The following is a 14,295-nucleotide window of genomic DNA, read 5'->3' as shown; positions in this document are numbered from 1 at the left end:
GGCATCCCTCGATTCGGTCGTCTTCGAGCAGTACAAGTCGCAGGGCGCCGAGCGCAAGACCTATCTACCCATGCCTTTCGCGCACGTCGTCGGCGGGCGCGGCTGGGGCTTCCACGTGCGCACGAGCCGCCGCGTGTGGTTCGACATCGGCGAGTCGGCGCCCGATCGCCTGGTGATCGAGAGCGAGGTCGACGCTGCGAGCGACGCGGCGTCGGTCTCGCTGGAGGTCGCGGCCCACACCGGCACCCCGCACCAGGTGCTCGACGCCTTCCTCGGCGAGGTCGGCCGACCCGAGCAGCTGCCCGACTGGGTGCTGCGACTGTGGGCGAGCGGGAACGAGTGGAACACCCAGGCCGAGGTCATGCGTCAGGTCGACGCGCACCGCGATCACGACATCCCGGTCGGCAGCGTCGTCATCGAGGCGTGGAGCGATGAGAGCACTTTCCACATCTGGCGCGACGCGCAGTACACGCCGCGCGCGGATGGCGGCCCCATGCGCCTGGCCGACTTCACCTTCCCGGCTGAGGGGGCCTGGCCCGACCCGAAGGGCATGGTCGACGAGCTGCACTCCCGCAACATCGCGCTGCTGCTGTGGCAGATCCCGCTCATCAAGATGCGTCCGCATCCGCGCGGCCAGACCCGGCACGACGCCGACGCGGCGGTGCGCGAGGGTGTGCTGATCCGCGAGCCCGGCCCCGATGGCCGCTTGCGGCCGTACCGTAACCGCGGCTGGTGGTTCCCGCTCGGGCTCATGCCCGATCTCACCGACAAGCGCGCGGCGCACTGGTGGACGGAGAAGCGCCGCTACCTGGTCGACGAGCTCGGCATCGACGGCTTCAAGACCGACGGCGGCGAGCACGCCTGGGGCCGCGAGCTGCACTACCTCGATGGTCGTCGCGGCGACGAGGCCAACAACACCTTCCCGGTCGCCTATGCGAAGGCCTACGGCGACCTGCTGAAGCGAGCCGGCAAGGCGCCCGTGACGTTCTCGCGGGCCGGCTTCACGGGTGCGCAGGCGCACGGTGCGATCTGGGCGGGCGACGAGAACTCGACGTGGGAGGCCTTCCGCTGGTCGCTCTACGCGGGTCTCAGTGCGACAGCGAGCGGGATGCTCTACTGGGGCTGGGACATCGCAGGGTTCAGCGGCGAGATCCCGACGCCTGAGCTCTACCTGCGCTCGATGGCCGCCGCCGCGTTCGTGCCGATCATGCAGTACCACTCCGAGTTCAACCACCACCGTTCGCCGAGCCGCGACCGCACGCCGTGGAACATCGCGGAGCGCACGGGCGACGAGCGCGTGCTGCCGGGCGTGCGCCGCATCGTGCACCTGCGCGAGCGGCTCGTTCCGTACCTCTCGACGGAGACGGCGTGGGCGATCGAGCGCGGTACGTCGCTGATGCGGCCGCTGTTCTTCGACTGGCCCGACGACGAGCGGCTGTGGGGTCACCCCCTTCAGTGGATGCTCGGCCGCAGCATCCTCGTCTCCCCGGTGACCACCGAGGGGGCGGACTCGCACACCGCGACGCTGCCCGCGGGGGAGTGGGTGCACGCGTTCAGCGGCGAGCAGGTCTCGGGCGGCGGCACGCACACCACCGCGGTGCCGTGGGACGAGGCGCCGGTCTACGTGCGCGCGGCCGTCTGGCCGGCGCTGCGCGAGGTCTTCGACGCCTGAGTGGTTCGCTCGTTCGGGCGCGGCCGTCTGAGACTCGGCGTGTCGACCTCGACACGCCGAGTTCCACGGTCGCGCACCCGAATGAGCGAACCGCGCGCAGCCGTAGGCTGAGGCCGTGCTGCAGCCGATCATCGCCGGGGTCATCGGCGCGCTCACGGGCTTCGCGAGCTCGTTCGCCCTCGTCATCGCCGGGTTGCTCGCGGTGGGGGCGAGTCCGGCCGAGGCGGCGAGCGGCCTGCTCGCGCTGTGCATCGGGCAGGCGGTGCTCGCGGGGCTGCTGTCGTGGCGGTTCCGGTTGCCGCTGAGCTTCGCGTGGTCGACGCCGGGCGCGGCGCTGCTTGTCGCGGCCGAGGGCACGACGGGCTCGTACGGCGCGGCGATCGGGGCCTTCATCGTGTGCGGGCTGCTGATCCTCGTGAGCGGGCTGTGGCCGTGGCTCGGTCGGGCGATGACGCGCATCCCGATGCCGCTCGCGGGGGCGATGCTCGCGGGCATCCTGTTCCCGATCTGCATCGCGCCGGTGACCGCGGTCATGCAGGAACCCCTGCTCGCCGCGCCCGTCATCATCGTGTGGCTGCTGCTCGTGCGCTGGCTGCCGCGGTGGGCGGTGCCCGCGGCGATGCTCGTCGCGATCATCGGCGTCATCGTGAGCGCCGGCAGCAAGTGGATGACCGGGGCCACCCTCGCGCCCGGGCTCACGATCACCCTGCCGGTGCTCGATCCGCTCGTCGTGATCTCGCTCGGGCTGCCGCTCTACATCGTGACGATGGCCGGGCAGAACGTGCCCGGATTCGCCGTGCTGACGACCCTCGGTTATCGCGACGTGCCCGCGCGCACGGTGCTCGCGACGAGTGGCGCGGCGACGGCGCTCGCGGCACCCTTCGGGGGCTACGCCCTCAACCTCGCGGCCATCACCGCCGCCCTCATGGCCGGCCCCGACTCGCACCCCGACTCGGCGCGCCGCTGGGTGGCGCCCGTCGCGGGCGGCGTCACCTACGTTCTGCTGGGCCTCGGTGCCGGGGTCGCGACGGCCCTCGTGGCCGCGGCCCCGCCCATCCTCATCATCGCCGTCGCGGGGCTCGCCCTGCTCGGCGCCTTCGCCTCGGGGCTCGTGAGCGCCTTCGAGGCACCCGAGACGCGCCTCACGGCGGCCGTGACGCTCATCGTCGTGGCCTCGGGAGTCGTCGTGCTCGGCATCGGCAGCGCCTTCTGGGGGCTGCTCGTCGGCGGGCTCGTCATGCTCGTGACGCATCGCAGGAGTACTGTCGAGCCCACCCCGACAGAGGAGACGCCATGACCGCCACCCCCGCAGAGACGCGTCGCGACGCCGCGGTCGGCGCCGCCCGGAAGGGAGCGATTTACGGCATCATCGTGTCGTTCTCGCTCGCCGCGATCGTCGGCATCATCGCGCTGCTGAGCGGCGACTTCGGCGAGACCCAGGGCCGCATCGTGCTCACGACCCTGCTGCTCGGCGCCACGAGCATCACGGCCCTCTGCCACCTCGCGATCGCCGACCGGGCCATGCGCATCGTCGGCTTCGTCGGGCTCGCCGCGAGCACCGTCACCCTGATCGCGGGGCTCGTGCTCATCTGGCGCGACTGGGATTCCCCCGGGTTCGACGAGTGGTTCAAGGCCTTCGCGACCGCGGGCATCATCGCGGTGAGCTTCGCGCACGCGAACCTGCTACTGCTGCTCGCGGGGCGGCGCCGGCCGGTCATCCGCTACGGGCTCATGATCACGCTCGTCATGATCGCGACCGTGGCGATCATGATCATCCTGCCGATCCTCAGCGAGGGCGAGATCCCCGGCCTCGGAAACGAGGAGTGGTACTGGCGGCTGTTCGGCGTCGTCGGCATCCTCGACGTGCTCGGCACGGTGGTCGTGCCGGTGCTCGCGATCTTCCTGCGCGACGCCCCCGCCGTCGCGGTTGTCGATGGGGCGGATGCCCGCATCGCTGCCCCCGCCGGCGCCGAGCACCTCGCGCTCACGCTGCCAGCCGAGCTCTCCCGGGCCGTCGAGCAGCGCGCCGCGGCCGATGGGGTGGACACGACCACGGCCGCTCTCGCGGCGCTGCGCCGCGGGCTGGAGTAGTCGCTCCCGCGCGTCTGCGGCCCTCGCTAGCCTGGGCACATGACCGACGCCGACAACGCCCTGCCGCTCGACGAGAACTCGCGGGCGGCGCTCTCCGCGGAGGGACTGCGCTACGCGCTGCTCGACACCACTGACGCCGCGGCGCATGACCGCTGGTTGCAGGCGGCCTACCGCGGGCTGCACTTCGCGGCGTTCACCCCCGACGAGCTCGCGGACTACCGCGCAGGCTTCGACGACGCCCGGTCGATCGGGGTCTGGGATGAGACCGGTGCCGATGCGCTGACGCCGGTCGCGACGGTCGCCTCGTGGCGCTCGCCCCTGAGCCTGGGCGATGCGCGCAGCGTCGAGGCCTGGGCGATCAGCCTGGTGCACGTCGCCGCGACCCACCGTCGTCGCGGTGTCGCGCGCGCGCTGCTCGAGGGCGAGCTGCGCGCGGCGCACGCGGCGGGCATCCCGCTGGCCATGCTCACCGTCTCGGAGGCGACCATCTACGGCCGCTGGGGCTTCGGGCCGGCCGCGTACTGCGCCGACTACCGCATCGCCACGAAGGGCCTGCGGGTCACGGCCCCGATGCCCTCGGGGCGCGTGCACCGCGTCGACGCCCCCGCGTTGCGCCCGCTCGCTCCCGCGATCGCGGCCCGAGCGCACGAGCGCGTCGGGGGAGAGGTGCCGAGCGATGCGCTGCACTGGGATCGCGCGTTCGCGCTCGCCGCCCGCACGGCGTCGCGCGCCCCGCACCTGCGCGCCGCGCGTTACGACGACGCGAGCGGTGCGCCGCAGGGCTTCGTGCTCTACTCGGTCGCTGAGTACCCGGACGACTTCAGCGCTCACACCCTGACGGTCGAGCACCTGTGCGCCGCGACCGATGATGCGCTCGTCGCGCTCTGGCGCTACGTGCTCGATCAGGATCTGGTCTCCACGGTGCAGGCCGCGCTACGGCCCGTCGACGAGCCCCTGCCGTGGATGGTGTCGAACCCGCGCGCCGTGCAGACGGTCGCTCGGCGCGAGCACCTGTGGCTGCGCGTGCTCGACGTGCCCGCGGCTCTGAGCGCTCGCCGCTATGCCGCCGCTGACAGCGTGCTGCTGCGGGTCGCCGACCCGATGGCCTTCGCCGAGGGCGACTGGATGCTCACGACGACACCCGACGGCGAGGCCACGGTCACGGCCCACGCGGGCGAGTCCGACGGCGCGGCCGTCATCGACCTGGGCGTCGAAGCGCTCGGCGCGCTGCTGCTCGGCGGCACCCCGGTCGAGGCGCTGCGCGTCGCCGGGAGCCTCGCCGAGGGGGCGCCCGGCTCGGCGGACCGACTCGCTGCGGTATTGAGGCCGGCGCGCGCGCCACACCTCAGTACCTGGTTCTGACCGGCCAGCCCTACGCGGTCAGGCCGCGCCGCTGCAGCAACGGCTCGATGACGGCGTCGCGCCCGCGGAAGGCGCGGTAGGCCTCGAGCGGGTCACCCGCACCGCCGAGCCCGAGCACGTATGTGCGGAACCGGTCGCCGTTGGCGCGCGTGAGCCCGCCGTTCTGCTCGAACCACTGCACGGTGTCGGCGTCGAGCACTTCGCTCCAGATGTAGCTGTAGTAGCCGGCGTCGTAGCCGCCCGAGAAGGTGTGGGCGAAGTAGGTCGAGCTGTAGCGGGTGGGCACGGCGGGGTTGTCGAGGCCGACGCGCGCGAGAGCGGCGGCTTCGAACGCGGCGACATCCGTCACGGCCGCGGCCTCGGCGGCGCTGAGCGTGTGCCAGGCCTGATCGAGCAGCGCCGCGGCGAGGTACTCGCTCGTCGCGAAGCCCTCGCCCCAGGTCTGGCTGGCGCGGATCTTGTCGAGCGTCTCGGCCGGGATGGGCTCGCCGGTGCGGAAGTGCACGGCGTAGTCGTTCACGATCTCGGGCCAGAGCATCCACATCTCGTTGACCTGGCTGGGGAACTCGACGAAGTCGCGGTACACGTTCGTGCCCGTGAAGCGCGGGTAGGTGACGTGCGCGAAGAGCCCGTGCAGCGCGTGCCCGAACTCGTGGAAGAACGTGTTGACCTCGTCATAGGTCAACAGCGTCGGCTCGCCCGCGGCGGGCTTGGGCACGTTGAGATTGTTGACGACGATCGTGGGATGCCCGAGCAGCGCGTTCTGCCCGATGAGCTCGTTCATCCACGCGCCGCCGCGCTTGCTGTCGCGGGTGTAGAGGTCGAGCAGGTAGAGCCCGAGCTCGGATCCATCCTCGTTGCGCACCTCGAACACCCGCACCTCCGGGTGGTAGCCCACGAGGTCGGTGCGCTCGTCGAACGTGATGCCGTACACCTTCGAGGCGGCGGCGAAGACGCCCTTCTGCAGCACGCGCTCGGCCTCGAAGTAGGGCCGAAGCTCGCTCGTGTCGACGTCGTAGTCGGCCTTGCGCACCTTCTCGTTGTAGTGCGCCCAGTCGTGCGCTTCGATGGGGTGACCCGCGAGCGCCTCGAGCTTCGACTGCTCGGCTGCGGCGTTGCGAGCGGCGGCAGGGGCGAGACGCTCGAGCATCGCCGCGACGCGCTCGGGGTTCTGCGCGGTCTGGTCGGCGGTGACGAAGGCGGCGTGGTTGTCGAACCCGAGCAGTTCGGCGCGCTCGGCGCGCAGCCGCACGATCTCGAGCAGCACCTCGCGGTTGTCGTGCTCGCCGCCACGGCTGCCGCGGGCGCGCGAGGCCGCCATGATGCGCTCTCGCACGCCGCGGTCGGTGAGGCTCTCGAGCCAGGGGTGGCCGGTCGGCAGCACGAGGGTGATGAGGAATCTGCCGTCGAGGCCGCGGTCGGCGGCGGCTTGCGCGGCAGCGCTGATCTCGCCGGGGGTGAGCCCGTCGAGCTCGGCGGGGTCGTCGATAACGACCGCGAGGTCGTTGGTGTCGGCGAGCAGGTTCTTCTCGAACGCCGTCTCGAGGGTCGAGAGCCGAGCGTTGAGCTCGCTCAGGCGCGCCTTTTGCGCGTCGTCGAGGCCGGCGCCGGCGAGCGTCATGGTCGTGTAGTGCCGTTCGATGAGGTAGCGCTGCTCGTCGCTGAGGTCGAGCTCGTCGCGCCGTTCGTGCAGCTGGGCGATGCGCCAGTAGAGCGCCGAGTCGAGCGTGATGGCGTCGGTGTGGGCGGCGAGCGTGGGGGCGAGTTCGGCCTCGAGTGCGTTCGTGGCGTCGTTCGAGTCGGCCGAGGCCTTGTTGAAGAACACCCGCAGCACGCGCGTCAGCAGCTGCCCGCTCGACTCGAGCGGCACCATCGTGTTGTCGAACGTCGGCATGTCGCGCCGCCGGGTGATGCTCTGAATCTCGGCGAGCTGCTCGGCCATGCCCTGCTCGATCGCGGGGGCGTAGTGCTCGTCGCTGATCTCGGCGAAGGGCGGCAGCTGGTAGGGAAGGGTGCTCGGGGCGAGGAACGGGTTCGACATGCCTCCACTGTAGGGCCGTATGTGCAAAGATCTCTATGCAAACAAATGCTTGCAAAGAAACTCTTGCAAAGAAGTCTTTGCATTGCTATCGTCATGGACATGGGACACGACAGCAGCGACACCGAAGGGCGCACCGCCGACCTCGACGGCCTCAAGGCGCTCGCGCACCCGCTGCGGGTGCAACTGATCGAGGCGTTGTCGACCTACGGTGAAGACACGGCGAGCGGGCTCGCCGACCGGCTCGGCGAGTCGAGCGGTGCCACCAGCTACCACCTGCGTCAACTCGAGAAGCACGGCTACGTGCGCGAGGTCGAAGGGCGCGGCACCGGCCGCGAGCGGTGGTGGGAGCGTGTTCCCGGCCCCATCCATCTCGGCAGCGCCGAGCTCGACGAGACCGAGGCGGGCCGAGCGGCGTCGCGCGTCATCATGCGCGAGTGGCTGCATCACCGCGAGTCGGGCCTGCGCGACATCATCGAGCGCGGGCACGAGATGCTCAGCCCGGCGTGGCGCGAAGCGCTGGCCATTCAGTCCGCGAGTGTGCACGTCACCGCCGAACAGCTCGACGAGCTGAACCACCGCATCGTCGAGCTCATCGTCGACTTCGCCCGCGAGCACCGCGGCCAGCGCACCCCCGGCTCACGGCCGGTGCAACTGCAGTACTTCGACTTCCCTGTTCTCGACGGCGTCGAGATTCACGCCACCACCCCCGCCACCATCACCCCCCAGGAAGAGAGCTGATCATGACCACGATCTCGCTCACCGTGTGCGACGCGACTCCCCGCGAGTCGACGCTGCGCCGGCTCGCCCTCAGCGCCGGCGTCGCGCTCGTGCGCTGGGCGCACCGTCGCCCGGTTGCTCCGACGCACGAGCAGCAGGCCCTGCGCCTCGCGGCGCAGCAGGCCGCCGCGCAGCAGCGCGACAGCCTCAGCCGCTACGGCATCGCCCAGTAGCCCCTGACCCGGCTGCGGTCCACCGCAGCCTGCCCGACCGACACCCCGCGTTCAGCGACGCGCAGCACCGATGCACCACCGGATGATCCGAGCATCCGCATCGGGCGGGAGTTACGCCCCGCACCTCCCGTCGCTCAGCGCGGGGTGTCGCCGTCTTCCGTCACGACCGTGCCGTCGTGCGAGACCCGGATGACCGTGCCATCGTCGAGCTCGACGACCGGGCGGTTCTCGAGCCACGTGAGCGTCCAGCGCCAGAGCGTCGTGTCGCGACCGAGCAGCTCGCCCTCGACGGCGCGGATCGCCGCGCGCACCTCGGGGCTCAGGCGGGCGGGCGGTTCGCCGCCCACGGTCCAGCGGGTTCCGAGCTGCATGGGTGCTCCTTCGATCGGGAGGGGTGGAGGGGGTTGTGGTCGCTCGAGGAGCGCGATCAGGGGTCGATGAACAGACGATGCAGGGCAGCGGCGAGTTCTCGCGCCTCGGCCGCGTTGACGCCACGTGCGAGCTCGGCCAGCAGGAGGTCGCCGCGGTCGATCGCGGCGATACCGGCGGCCGTGATCGAGACCGCGTTCTCGCGGCGCGAGCTCGACGACGGCTCGACCGAGACGAGCCCGAGAGCCGCGGCCTCTTTGATCCGTCGGCTCACGCTGCTCTTGTCGAGCCCGAGGCCGTCGGCGACGGCCTGCTGGCTGAGCGCGTCATCGGGGCGTCGCAGTGCGCACAGCACGGCATAGGTCGAGGCGGAGATGCCCGACTCTGTGCGCAGCTGCGTGTCGAGGCGGCTCTCGATGCGTGAGCTCATCGCACGTGCCGCGAGCCACAGCTCGACGGCCGCGGAGCCGTGATCGTCAGCGGAGCGCACGCCTCCATCGTGGCAGGCATCAGTTGGACGAACAACAGTTGTTTGTGCAACTATATGACGCCACCACCCACCGACCTCCCGGGAGCAGCATGCACGTCCTCCTCGTTCTCGATCATCCCTACGGCGTCGACGCGGGGGCTGACGTGCCCCATCGCCGCAGCCTCGTCGTCGCCATGCTCGATGCCGCGCGCGAGGGGCTGGCCCGAGCCGGGCACACGCACGAGACGATCGACCTCGCCGACCTCGATCCATCGATGACCGCCGACGATCTCGTCGCCTGGCGACTGCGCGCCGAGCCCCGAGCCGACGTCGTGGCGCTGCAGCAGCGGCTCGCGCGTGCCGACCACCTCGTGCTCGCCTTCCCCCTGTGGTGGATGTCGATGCCGGCCCGCACGAAAGGCTTCCTCGACCGAGTGCTCACCCCCGGATTCGCGTTCGACGAGCCCGTTCCGGGCGGGCGGCTACACCGCCGCCTCGACCGGTTGCAGGGGGTCACCGCGCTCGTGGCGATGACGACGCCATCGTGGCTCTACTCGGCATGGTTCGGCGCGCCGGCGCGCCGCATCCTCGACCGCGGCACGTTCCGGCTCATCGGCATCCCCCGCGTGCGGTGGATTGCCATCGACCGCTCGACGCAGCGCGGCGCAGAGGCGCGGGAGCGCGCCCTCGAGCGCGTGCGTCGCCGCTTCGCCACCCTGCGCCCCGTCGGTGCTCAGTCGCGCTCGGCGCTCGTCTCGAGCTCGTAGGTCACCCAGGTCGTCCGGGTGGCGAGCCGATCGTAGACCCGCTGCGCGCGCTCGTTGTCGGCCGCCGTGATCCAGCGGATCGTGCCGCCGCCGTGCGCGCGGGCGTGCTCGGCGATCGCCTCCAGCAGGGCCGTGCCCGCGCCCGTGCCGCGCACCTCGGGCTCGGTGTAGAGGTCGTCGAGAAACCATCCCGGGCCGGCGGTGAAGGTGTCGGGCTGCTCGCGCACGTGGGCGAACCCCACGACCCGGCCAGCGCTCTCGGCCACGAGGCAGAACAGCGGGTGCTCCGCATCCATGAGCCATGCCCACACGCCGTCGAGAACGCTCTCATCGAACGTGGTCTCGTAGAAGACCCCGTACGCGGTGAAGAGTTCGCGCCAGCGCGCGGCGTCATGCGCCTCGATCGGCCGCACCGTCGTGTCCCACGCTGTCGTGTCGTTCATGCCGCCAGTCTGCCGCACGCTCGATCGCCGCGCCTCCGACCCCCAGCTCGTGCACGAATGAAGGAGTCGCAGCGTTTGCCCTGGGCGTGTCTCAGAGACACGCCGGGCGCGTGATCGCCGTCTCCTTCATTTGTGCAGCACCAGCGGCGACCACGGTCGCAACGCGGGCCTCTGCCGGATGCTCGCGCGTGCCGCGACCACTGCCCGAGTGCCGCGGCTCAGGCCTCCGGTAGCTCGGCCAGCTCGATCGAGACGACCGAGACCTCGTCGGCGGGCTCGAACGTCAGCGACGCGATACGCCCGACGGCCGCGAGGTCGGCGGCCGCGAGCTCGAGCAGAGAGGGGCCGGCGATGACCGCGGTCGAGACGGGCGTCTTCTGCGAGGCCTTCGCGTCGGTCTTCGCGCGGCGGATGCCGATGAGCGCCTCCGACACGAGGGGCAGCAGGCCGCCGTGCTGGGCATCCACGCCCAGTTCGTCGACGGTCGGCCAGGGCGCGCGGTGCACGGATCCCTCGTGCGTCCAGCTCCAGACCTCCTCGGTCGCGAACGGGATGACCGGGGCGAAGAGGCGCAGGAAGACGTCGATCGCGAGCTGCAGGGCCGTGACGGCGCTCGCCTGGCCGGCCTCGCCCTGCGAGCCGTAGGCGCGCTCCTTCACGAGTTCGAGGTAGTCGTCGGTGAAGGTCCAGAAGAACTGCTCGGCGGCCTCCAGCGCACGTGCGTGGTCGTACTCCTCGTAGGCGCGGGTCGCGGTCGCGACCACCTCGCCGAGAGTCGCGAGCATGTCGATGTCGAGGGGCTCGGTCACCGCATCCGGGCCCGTCACGGCGCCCGCGGGGGCCTCGAACGAGTAGACGAACTTGGCCGCGTTGAGCACCTTGATGGCCAGGCGCCGCCCGATCTTCATCTGCTTCGGGTTCTGCGGGTCGAAGGCCGCATCGGTGCCGAGGCGCGACGAGGCCGCCCAGTACCGCACGGCGTCGCTGCCGTGCTCGTCGAGCATCGCCGCGGGGGTGACGACGTTGCCCTTCGACTTCGACATCTTCTTGCGGTCGGGGTCGACGATGAAGCCCGAGATGCCCGCGTGCTTCCACGGCAGGGAGCCGTGCTCGAGCTCGGCACGCAGCACGGTCGAGAAGAGCCACGTGCGGATGATGTCTTGCCCCTGGCTGCGCAGGTCGTACGGGAACACGAGGCCGAAGAGCTCGGGGTCGTCCTCCCACTTGCCCGCGATCTGCGGGGTCAGCGATGAGGTCGCCCAGGTGTCCATGATGTCGACCTCGCCGATGAAGCCGTTCGGTTGCCCGCGCTGCGCTTCGTCGAATCCGGGGGCGGGCATCGACGCGGGGTCGACGGGCAGCAAGTCCTCCGACGGCACGATCGGCTCGCCGGTCGGCTCGCCGGTCTCGTCGAGCCGGTACCAGACGGGAATCGGCACGCCGAAGAAGCGCTGGCGTGAGATGAGCCAGTCACCCGAGAGCCCGCCGACCCAGTTCTCGTAGCGCACGCGCATGAAGTCGGGGTGGAACGCGATCTCGCGCCCGCGCTCGAGCAAGCGTGCGTTGAGGTCTTCGTCGCGCGCGCCGTTGGCGATGTACCACTGCCGCGTCGTCACGATCTCGAGCGGCTTGTCGCCCTTCTCGAAGAACTTCACGGGGTGGGTGATCGGGCGCGGCTCGCCGATGAGGTCGCCCGACTCGCGCAGCAGCTCGACGATGCGTGCCTTGGCGCTGAAGACGGTCTTGCCCGCGAGCTCGGCATACACCGCGAGGCCCTCGCCCTCGATCCCGTCGGGGGCCTCGGCGAGCACGCGGCCGTCTTTTCCGAGCATGGGCCGCAGCGGCAGGTCGAGCTCGCGCCACCACACGACGTCGGTCACGTCGCCGAAGGTGCAGACCATGGCGATTCCCGACCCCTTGTCTTGCTGCGCGAGATGGTGTGCCACAACGGGCACCTCGACGCCGAGCAGGGGCGTGCGCACGGTGGTGCCGAAGAGCGGCTGGTAGCGAGGGTCGTCAGGATGCGCGACGAGCGCCACACACGCCGGGATCAGTTCGGGTCGGGTCGTCTCGATCTCGATCGTGCCGCCGTCGGGCCGGTGGAACGACACGCGGTGGAACGCCCCGGGCATCTCCTTGTCTTCCAGCTCGGCCTGGGCCACCGCGGTGCGGAAAGTGACGTCCCACAGCGTGGGCGCATCGGCGCGGTACGCCTCGCCGCGCGCGAGGTTGCGCAGGAAGGCCCGCTGGGCCACGCGCTGCGCCTCATCGCCGATGGTGCGGTAGGTCTGGCCCCAGTCGACGCTGAGGCCCAGGGTGCGCCACAGGTCTTCGAACTGCTTCTCGTCCTCCACCGTCAGCCGCTCGCACAGCTCGATGAAGTTGCGGCGGCTGACCGGCACCTGGTCGGCCGACTTCGAGCTGGCGTTGTCGCCGCCCTCGAGCGGCGGCGTGAAGTCGGGGTCGTACGGCAGCGTCGGGTCGCAGCGCACGCCGTAGTAGTTCTGCACGCGGCGCTCGGTCGGCAGACCGTTGTCGTCCCACCCCATCGGGTAGAAGAGGTTCTTGCCGCGCATGCGCTGGAACCGCGCGGCGAGGTCCATGTGCGTGTAGCTGAAGACGTGACCGATGTGCAGCGAACCCGAGGCGGTCGGCGGGGGAGTGTCGATGGCGTAGACCGAGTCGGGGCCAGCATCCACGGCCGCCTGACGGTCGAAGCGATAGGTGCCCTGCTCTTCCCACACCTCGCGCCACTTGCTCTCGAGGCCTTCGAGGGCGGGCTTGTCGGGCAGGCTGGCGTGGCTCATCGCAGGTCTCGCTTCGCTATGTGCGGCACCGTGTCAAAGGAAGGGTGCCTAAGTGTCAGGACCCTCGATTGTAGCGGCGGGCGCTGTCAGCTGGCCGGCGTACGGTGCACCAGAACGGGGCACGGCGCGTGATGAACGCAATAAGTCGCGACGGTGCCGAGATGCATTCCCGGCACCTCGCCGTGGCCCTGGGCACCGATGACGAGCAGATCTGCTCCTCGCGAGACCTCCGTCAGCGCGAGCGCAGGCTTGCGCTGGACGAGGTGGGTCTCGATTCCGACTCCCGCAGTGTCCGCTGTGACCTTCGACATCGACTCATCGAGGGTGCGCTGCGCGAAGGCGGCATAGTCATCATCGACCAGGGTCGGCGACAGAATGCTCGTGAACGGCAACTCCCACGCCGTGACCACGTGCACGTCGGCATCGAGCAGCTTCGCACGCTCGATCGCCCAGTTCAGCGCCCCGACACTCGCATCAGAGCCGTCGACTCCGACGACGAAGAACCGCTTCGTCCCTCGTTCAGCCATGGGGTTCCCTTCTCGTTGAGCCGAACTCTATTGCACGACCACGGCCAGCAGATAGAGGCCGAACGTCCCGATGAGGAAGCTAGCGAGCACGACGATCTTGCGTCGAGCTGTCGTCTCGGTCGCGAACTGGGGAATCAGGTCGGCAGCGGCGATGTACAGGAAGTTACCGGCCGCAAAGGGCACCAGGAAGGCCACGTTGATGCTCGACGAAAGCACGAAGGCCAGGAGTCCGCCTGCGAGAAAGGAGAGAGCGGAGGTGACGTTGAAGGCCAGCGCCGATCGCCTGCTCCAGCCGCTGTGAACAAGAAGACCAAAGTCACCGAGTTCTTGCGGTACTTCGTGTGCCGCAGCGATCAGCCAGGTGACGATGCCCAATCTGATGTCGATGACGAAGGCACCCCCCACCGCCAGACCACCGATCAGATTGTGGAGCCCATCGGCGAGGAGGATCAGGTACCCGACGGGGCGATGGGCTCCGAGTCCGCGATGGCAGTGGTGCCAGTGCAGAAACTGTTCAAGCACGAGGAAGGTGATGAAGCCGAGCGCGACCCACGTGACGACCTCGAACGGATCCCCGATGGCCTCCAGCGACTCGGGAATCATGTGGAACAGCGCGCCGCCGAGCAACGACCCTGCGGCAAGGGCGACCAGGGGGAGGACTATCCGATCGAACCACGCGGCAGGAAGCAGGAAGGTCGCGCTTCCGACGAGGGCTATCGCACTCATGAGAAGCCCGCTCCCGAGAATCCACCAGAACGTGGTGAGTGACTCTGCCATCGGGCAAGCGCTCTACGCGA

At 70.3% G+C, this 14,295-nt stretch carries 14 protein-coding genes; 7 read left to right on the top strand and 7 right to left on the bottom strand.

Features of this window, described 5'->3' with window-relative positions; translation table 11 throughout:
• The 4 genes from ACTIE9_RS04705 to ACTIE9_RS04690 all read left to right on the top strand — a co-directional run.
• Window positions 1-1,672 (top strand): glycoside hydrolase family 31 protein (locus tag ACTIE9_RS04705; protein ID WP_439564408.1); only part of this gene is annotated, 1,672 nt, incomplete at its 5' end.
• Between the two features lie 115 nt (window positions 1,673-1,787).
• Window positions 1,788-2,969 (top strand): benzoate/H(+) symporter BenE family transporter, encoded by a 1,182-nt coding sequence (locus ACTIE9_RS04700; protein ID WP_439564407.1) that lies wholly within the window; start codon window positions 1,788-1,790, stop codon window positions 2,967-2,969.
• Window positions 2,966-3,763 carry a hypothetical protein gene (locus tag ACTIE9_RS04695; RefSeq protein ID WP_439564406.1) on the top strand — a complete coding sequence of 266 codons (798 nt, stop codon included), beginning with the start codon at window positions 2,966-2,968 and terminating at the stop codon, window positions 3,761-3,763. Before ACTIE9_RS04700 ends, ACTIE9_RS04695 begins: the two co-directional genes overlap by 4 nt.
• 39 nt (window positions 3,764-3,802) lie before the next feature.
• Complete coding sequence (locus tag ACTIE9_RS04690) at window positions 3,803-5,125, top strand: GNAT family N-acetyltransferase (RefSeq protein WP_439564405.1); 1,323 nt, start codon at window positions 3,803-3,805, stop codon at window positions 5,123-5,125.
• 10 nt (window positions 5,126-5,135) lie between these two features.
• On the opposite strand, the gene ACTIE9_RS04685 is transcribed toward ACTIE9_RS04690, so the two are convergent.
• Entirely contained in the window at window positions 5,136-7,166 is a 2,031-nt protein-coding gene (locus ACTIE9_RS04685; RefSeq protein ID WP_439564404.1) for a M3 family metallopeptidase, read from the bottom strand.
• A 99-nt stretch (window positions 7,167-7,265) separates the two neighbouring features.
• Between ACTIE9_RS04685 and ACTIE9_RS04680 the strand changes: the two genes are divergently transcribed.
• A complete protein-coding gene (locus tag ACTIE9_RS04680; protein WP_439564403.1) occupies window positions 7,266-7,904 on the top strand; it encodes a helix-turn-helix domain-containing protein in 639 nt (212 codons plus the stop codon).
• Between the two features lie 2 nt (window positions 7,905-7,906).
• Window positions 7,907-8,116, top strand: coding sequence for a hypothetical protein (locus ACTIE9_RS04675; protein ID WP_439564402.1), 210 nt, complete (start codon window positions 7,907-7,909; stop codon window positions 8,114-8,116).
• A 134-nt stretch (window positions 8,117-8,250) separates the two neighbouring features.
• On the opposite strand, the gene ACTIE9_RS04670 is transcribed toward ACTIE9_RS04675, so the two are convergent.
• Both ACTIE9_RS04670 and ACTIE9_RS04665 read right to left on the bottom strand, forming a co-directional pair.
• Window positions 8,251-8,487 carry a hypothetical protein gene (locus tag ACTIE9_RS04670; RefSeq protein WP_439564401.1) on the bottom strand — a complete coding sequence of 79 codons (237 nt, stop codon included), beginning with the start codon at window positions 8,485-8,487 and terminating at the stop codon, window positions 8,251-8,253.
• Window positions 8,488-8,543: 56 nt separating this feature from the next.
• Entirely contained in the window at window positions 8,544-8,975 is a 432-nt protein-coding gene (locus tag ACTIE9_RS04665) for a MarR family winged helix-turn-helix transcriptional regulator (RefSeq protein WP_439564400.1), read from the bottom strand.
• An 89-nt stretch (window positions 8,976-9,064) separates the two neighbouring features.
• Here ACTIE9_RS04665 and ACTIE9_RS04660 point away from each other — a divergent pair, with 89 nt between their 5' ends.
• Complete coding sequence (locus ACTIE9_RS04660; protein ID WP_439564399.1) at window positions 9,065-9,721, top strand: NAD(P)H-dependent oxidoreductase; 657 nt, start codon at window positions 9,065-9,067, stop codon at window positions 9,719-9,721.
• On the opposite strand, the gene ACTIE9_RS04655 is transcribed toward ACTIE9_RS04660, so the two are convergent.
• The 4 genes from ACTIE9_RS04655 to ACTIE9_RS04640 form a co-directional block, all read right to left on the bottom strand.
• The gene (locus ACTIE9_RS04655; protein ID WP_439564398.1) at window positions 9,688-10,164 is read right to left on the bottom strand and encodes a GNAT family N-acetyltransferase; all 477 of its coding nucleotides are present in this window, start codon (window positions 10,162-10,164) and stop codon (window positions 9,688-9,690) included. The genes ACTIE9_RS04660 and ACTIE9_RS04655 overlap by 34 nt on opposite strands.
• A 218-nt stretch (window positions 10,165-10,382) precedes the next feature.
• Window positions 10,383-12,971, bottom strand: a complete 2,589-nt coding sequence (gene valS / locus ACTIE9_RS04650; protein ID WP_439564397.1) for a valine--tRNA ligase — start codon at window positions 12,969-12,971, stop codon at window positions 10,383-10,385.
• A gap of 86 nt (window positions 12,972-13,057) precedes the next feature.
• On the bottom strand, window positions 13,058-13,498 hold the full coding sequence (locus ACTIE9_RS04645; protein ID WP_439564396.1) for a universal stress protein: 441 nt from the start codon (window positions 13,496-13,498) through the stop codon (window positions 13,058-13,060).
• Between the two features lie 27 nt (window positions 13,499-13,525).
• Window positions 13,526-14,275, bottom strand: a complete 750-nt coding sequence (locus ACTIE9_RS04640) for a ZIP family metal transporter (RefSeq protein WP_439564395.1) — start codon at window positions 14,273-14,275, stop codon at window positions 13,526-13,528.
• Between the last annotated feature and the right edge of the window lie 20 nt (window positions 14,276-14,295).

The organism is Microcella sp. (assembly GCF_051860105.1).
Lineage (GTDB): Bacteria > Actinomycetota > Actinomycetes > Actinomycetales > Microbacteriaceae > Microcella.
This window is presented reverse-complemented; position numbering and strand designations above follow the sequence as displayed.

What these genes read in the sequence shown, in the direction of transcription:
- ACTIE9_RS04670 (WP_439564401.1), bottom strand. Translation starts at nt 8,487, where the DNA reads ATGCAGCTCGGAACCCGCTGGACCGTGGGCGGCGAACCGCCCGCCCGC.
- ACTIE9_RS04675 (WP_439564402.1), top strand. Translation starts at nt 7,907, where the DNA reads ATGACCACGATCTCGCTCACCGTGTGCGACGCGACTCCCCGCGAGTCG.
- valS (WP_439564397.1), bottom strand. Translation starts at nt 12,971, where the DNA reads ATGAGCCACGCCAGCCTGCCCGACAAGCCCGCCCTCGAAGGCCTCGAG.
- ACTIE9_RS04655 (WP_439564398.1), bottom strand. Translation starts at nt 10,164, where the DNA reads ATGAACGACACGACAGCGTGGGACACGACGGTGCGGCCGATCGAGGCG.
- ACTIE9_RS04645 (WP_439564396.1), bottom strand. Translation starts at nt 13,498, where the DNA reads ATGGCTGAACGAGGGACGAAGCGGTTCTTCGTCGTCGGAGTCGACGGC.
- ACTIE9_RS04660 (WP_439564399.1), top strand. Translation starts at nt 9,065, where the DNA reads ATGCACGTCCTCCTCGTTCTCGATCATCCCTACGGCGTCGACGCGGGG.
- ACTIE9_RS04695 (WP_439564406.1), top strand. Translation starts at nt 2,966, where the DNA reads ATGACCGCCACCCCCGCAGAGACGCGTCGCGACGCCGCGGTCGGCGCC.
- ACTIE9_RS04680 (WP_439564403.1), top strand. Translation starts at nt 7,266, where the DNA reads ATGGGACACGACAGCAGCGACACCGAAGGGCGCACCGCCGACCTCGAC.
- ACTIE9_RS04690 (WP_439564405.1), top strand. Translation starts at nt 3,803, where the DNA reads ATGACCGACGCCGACAACGCCCTGCCGCTCGACGAGAACTCGCGGGCG.
- ACTIE9_RS04640 (WP_439564395.1), bottom strand. Translation starts at nt 14,275, where the DNA reads ATGGCAGAGTCACTCACCACGTTCTGGTGGATTCTCGGGAGCGGGCTT.
- ACTIE9_RS04685 (WP_439564404.1), bottom strand. Translation starts at nt 7,166, where the DNA reads ATGTCGAACCCGTTCCTCGCCCCGAGCACCCTTCCCTACCAGCTGCCG.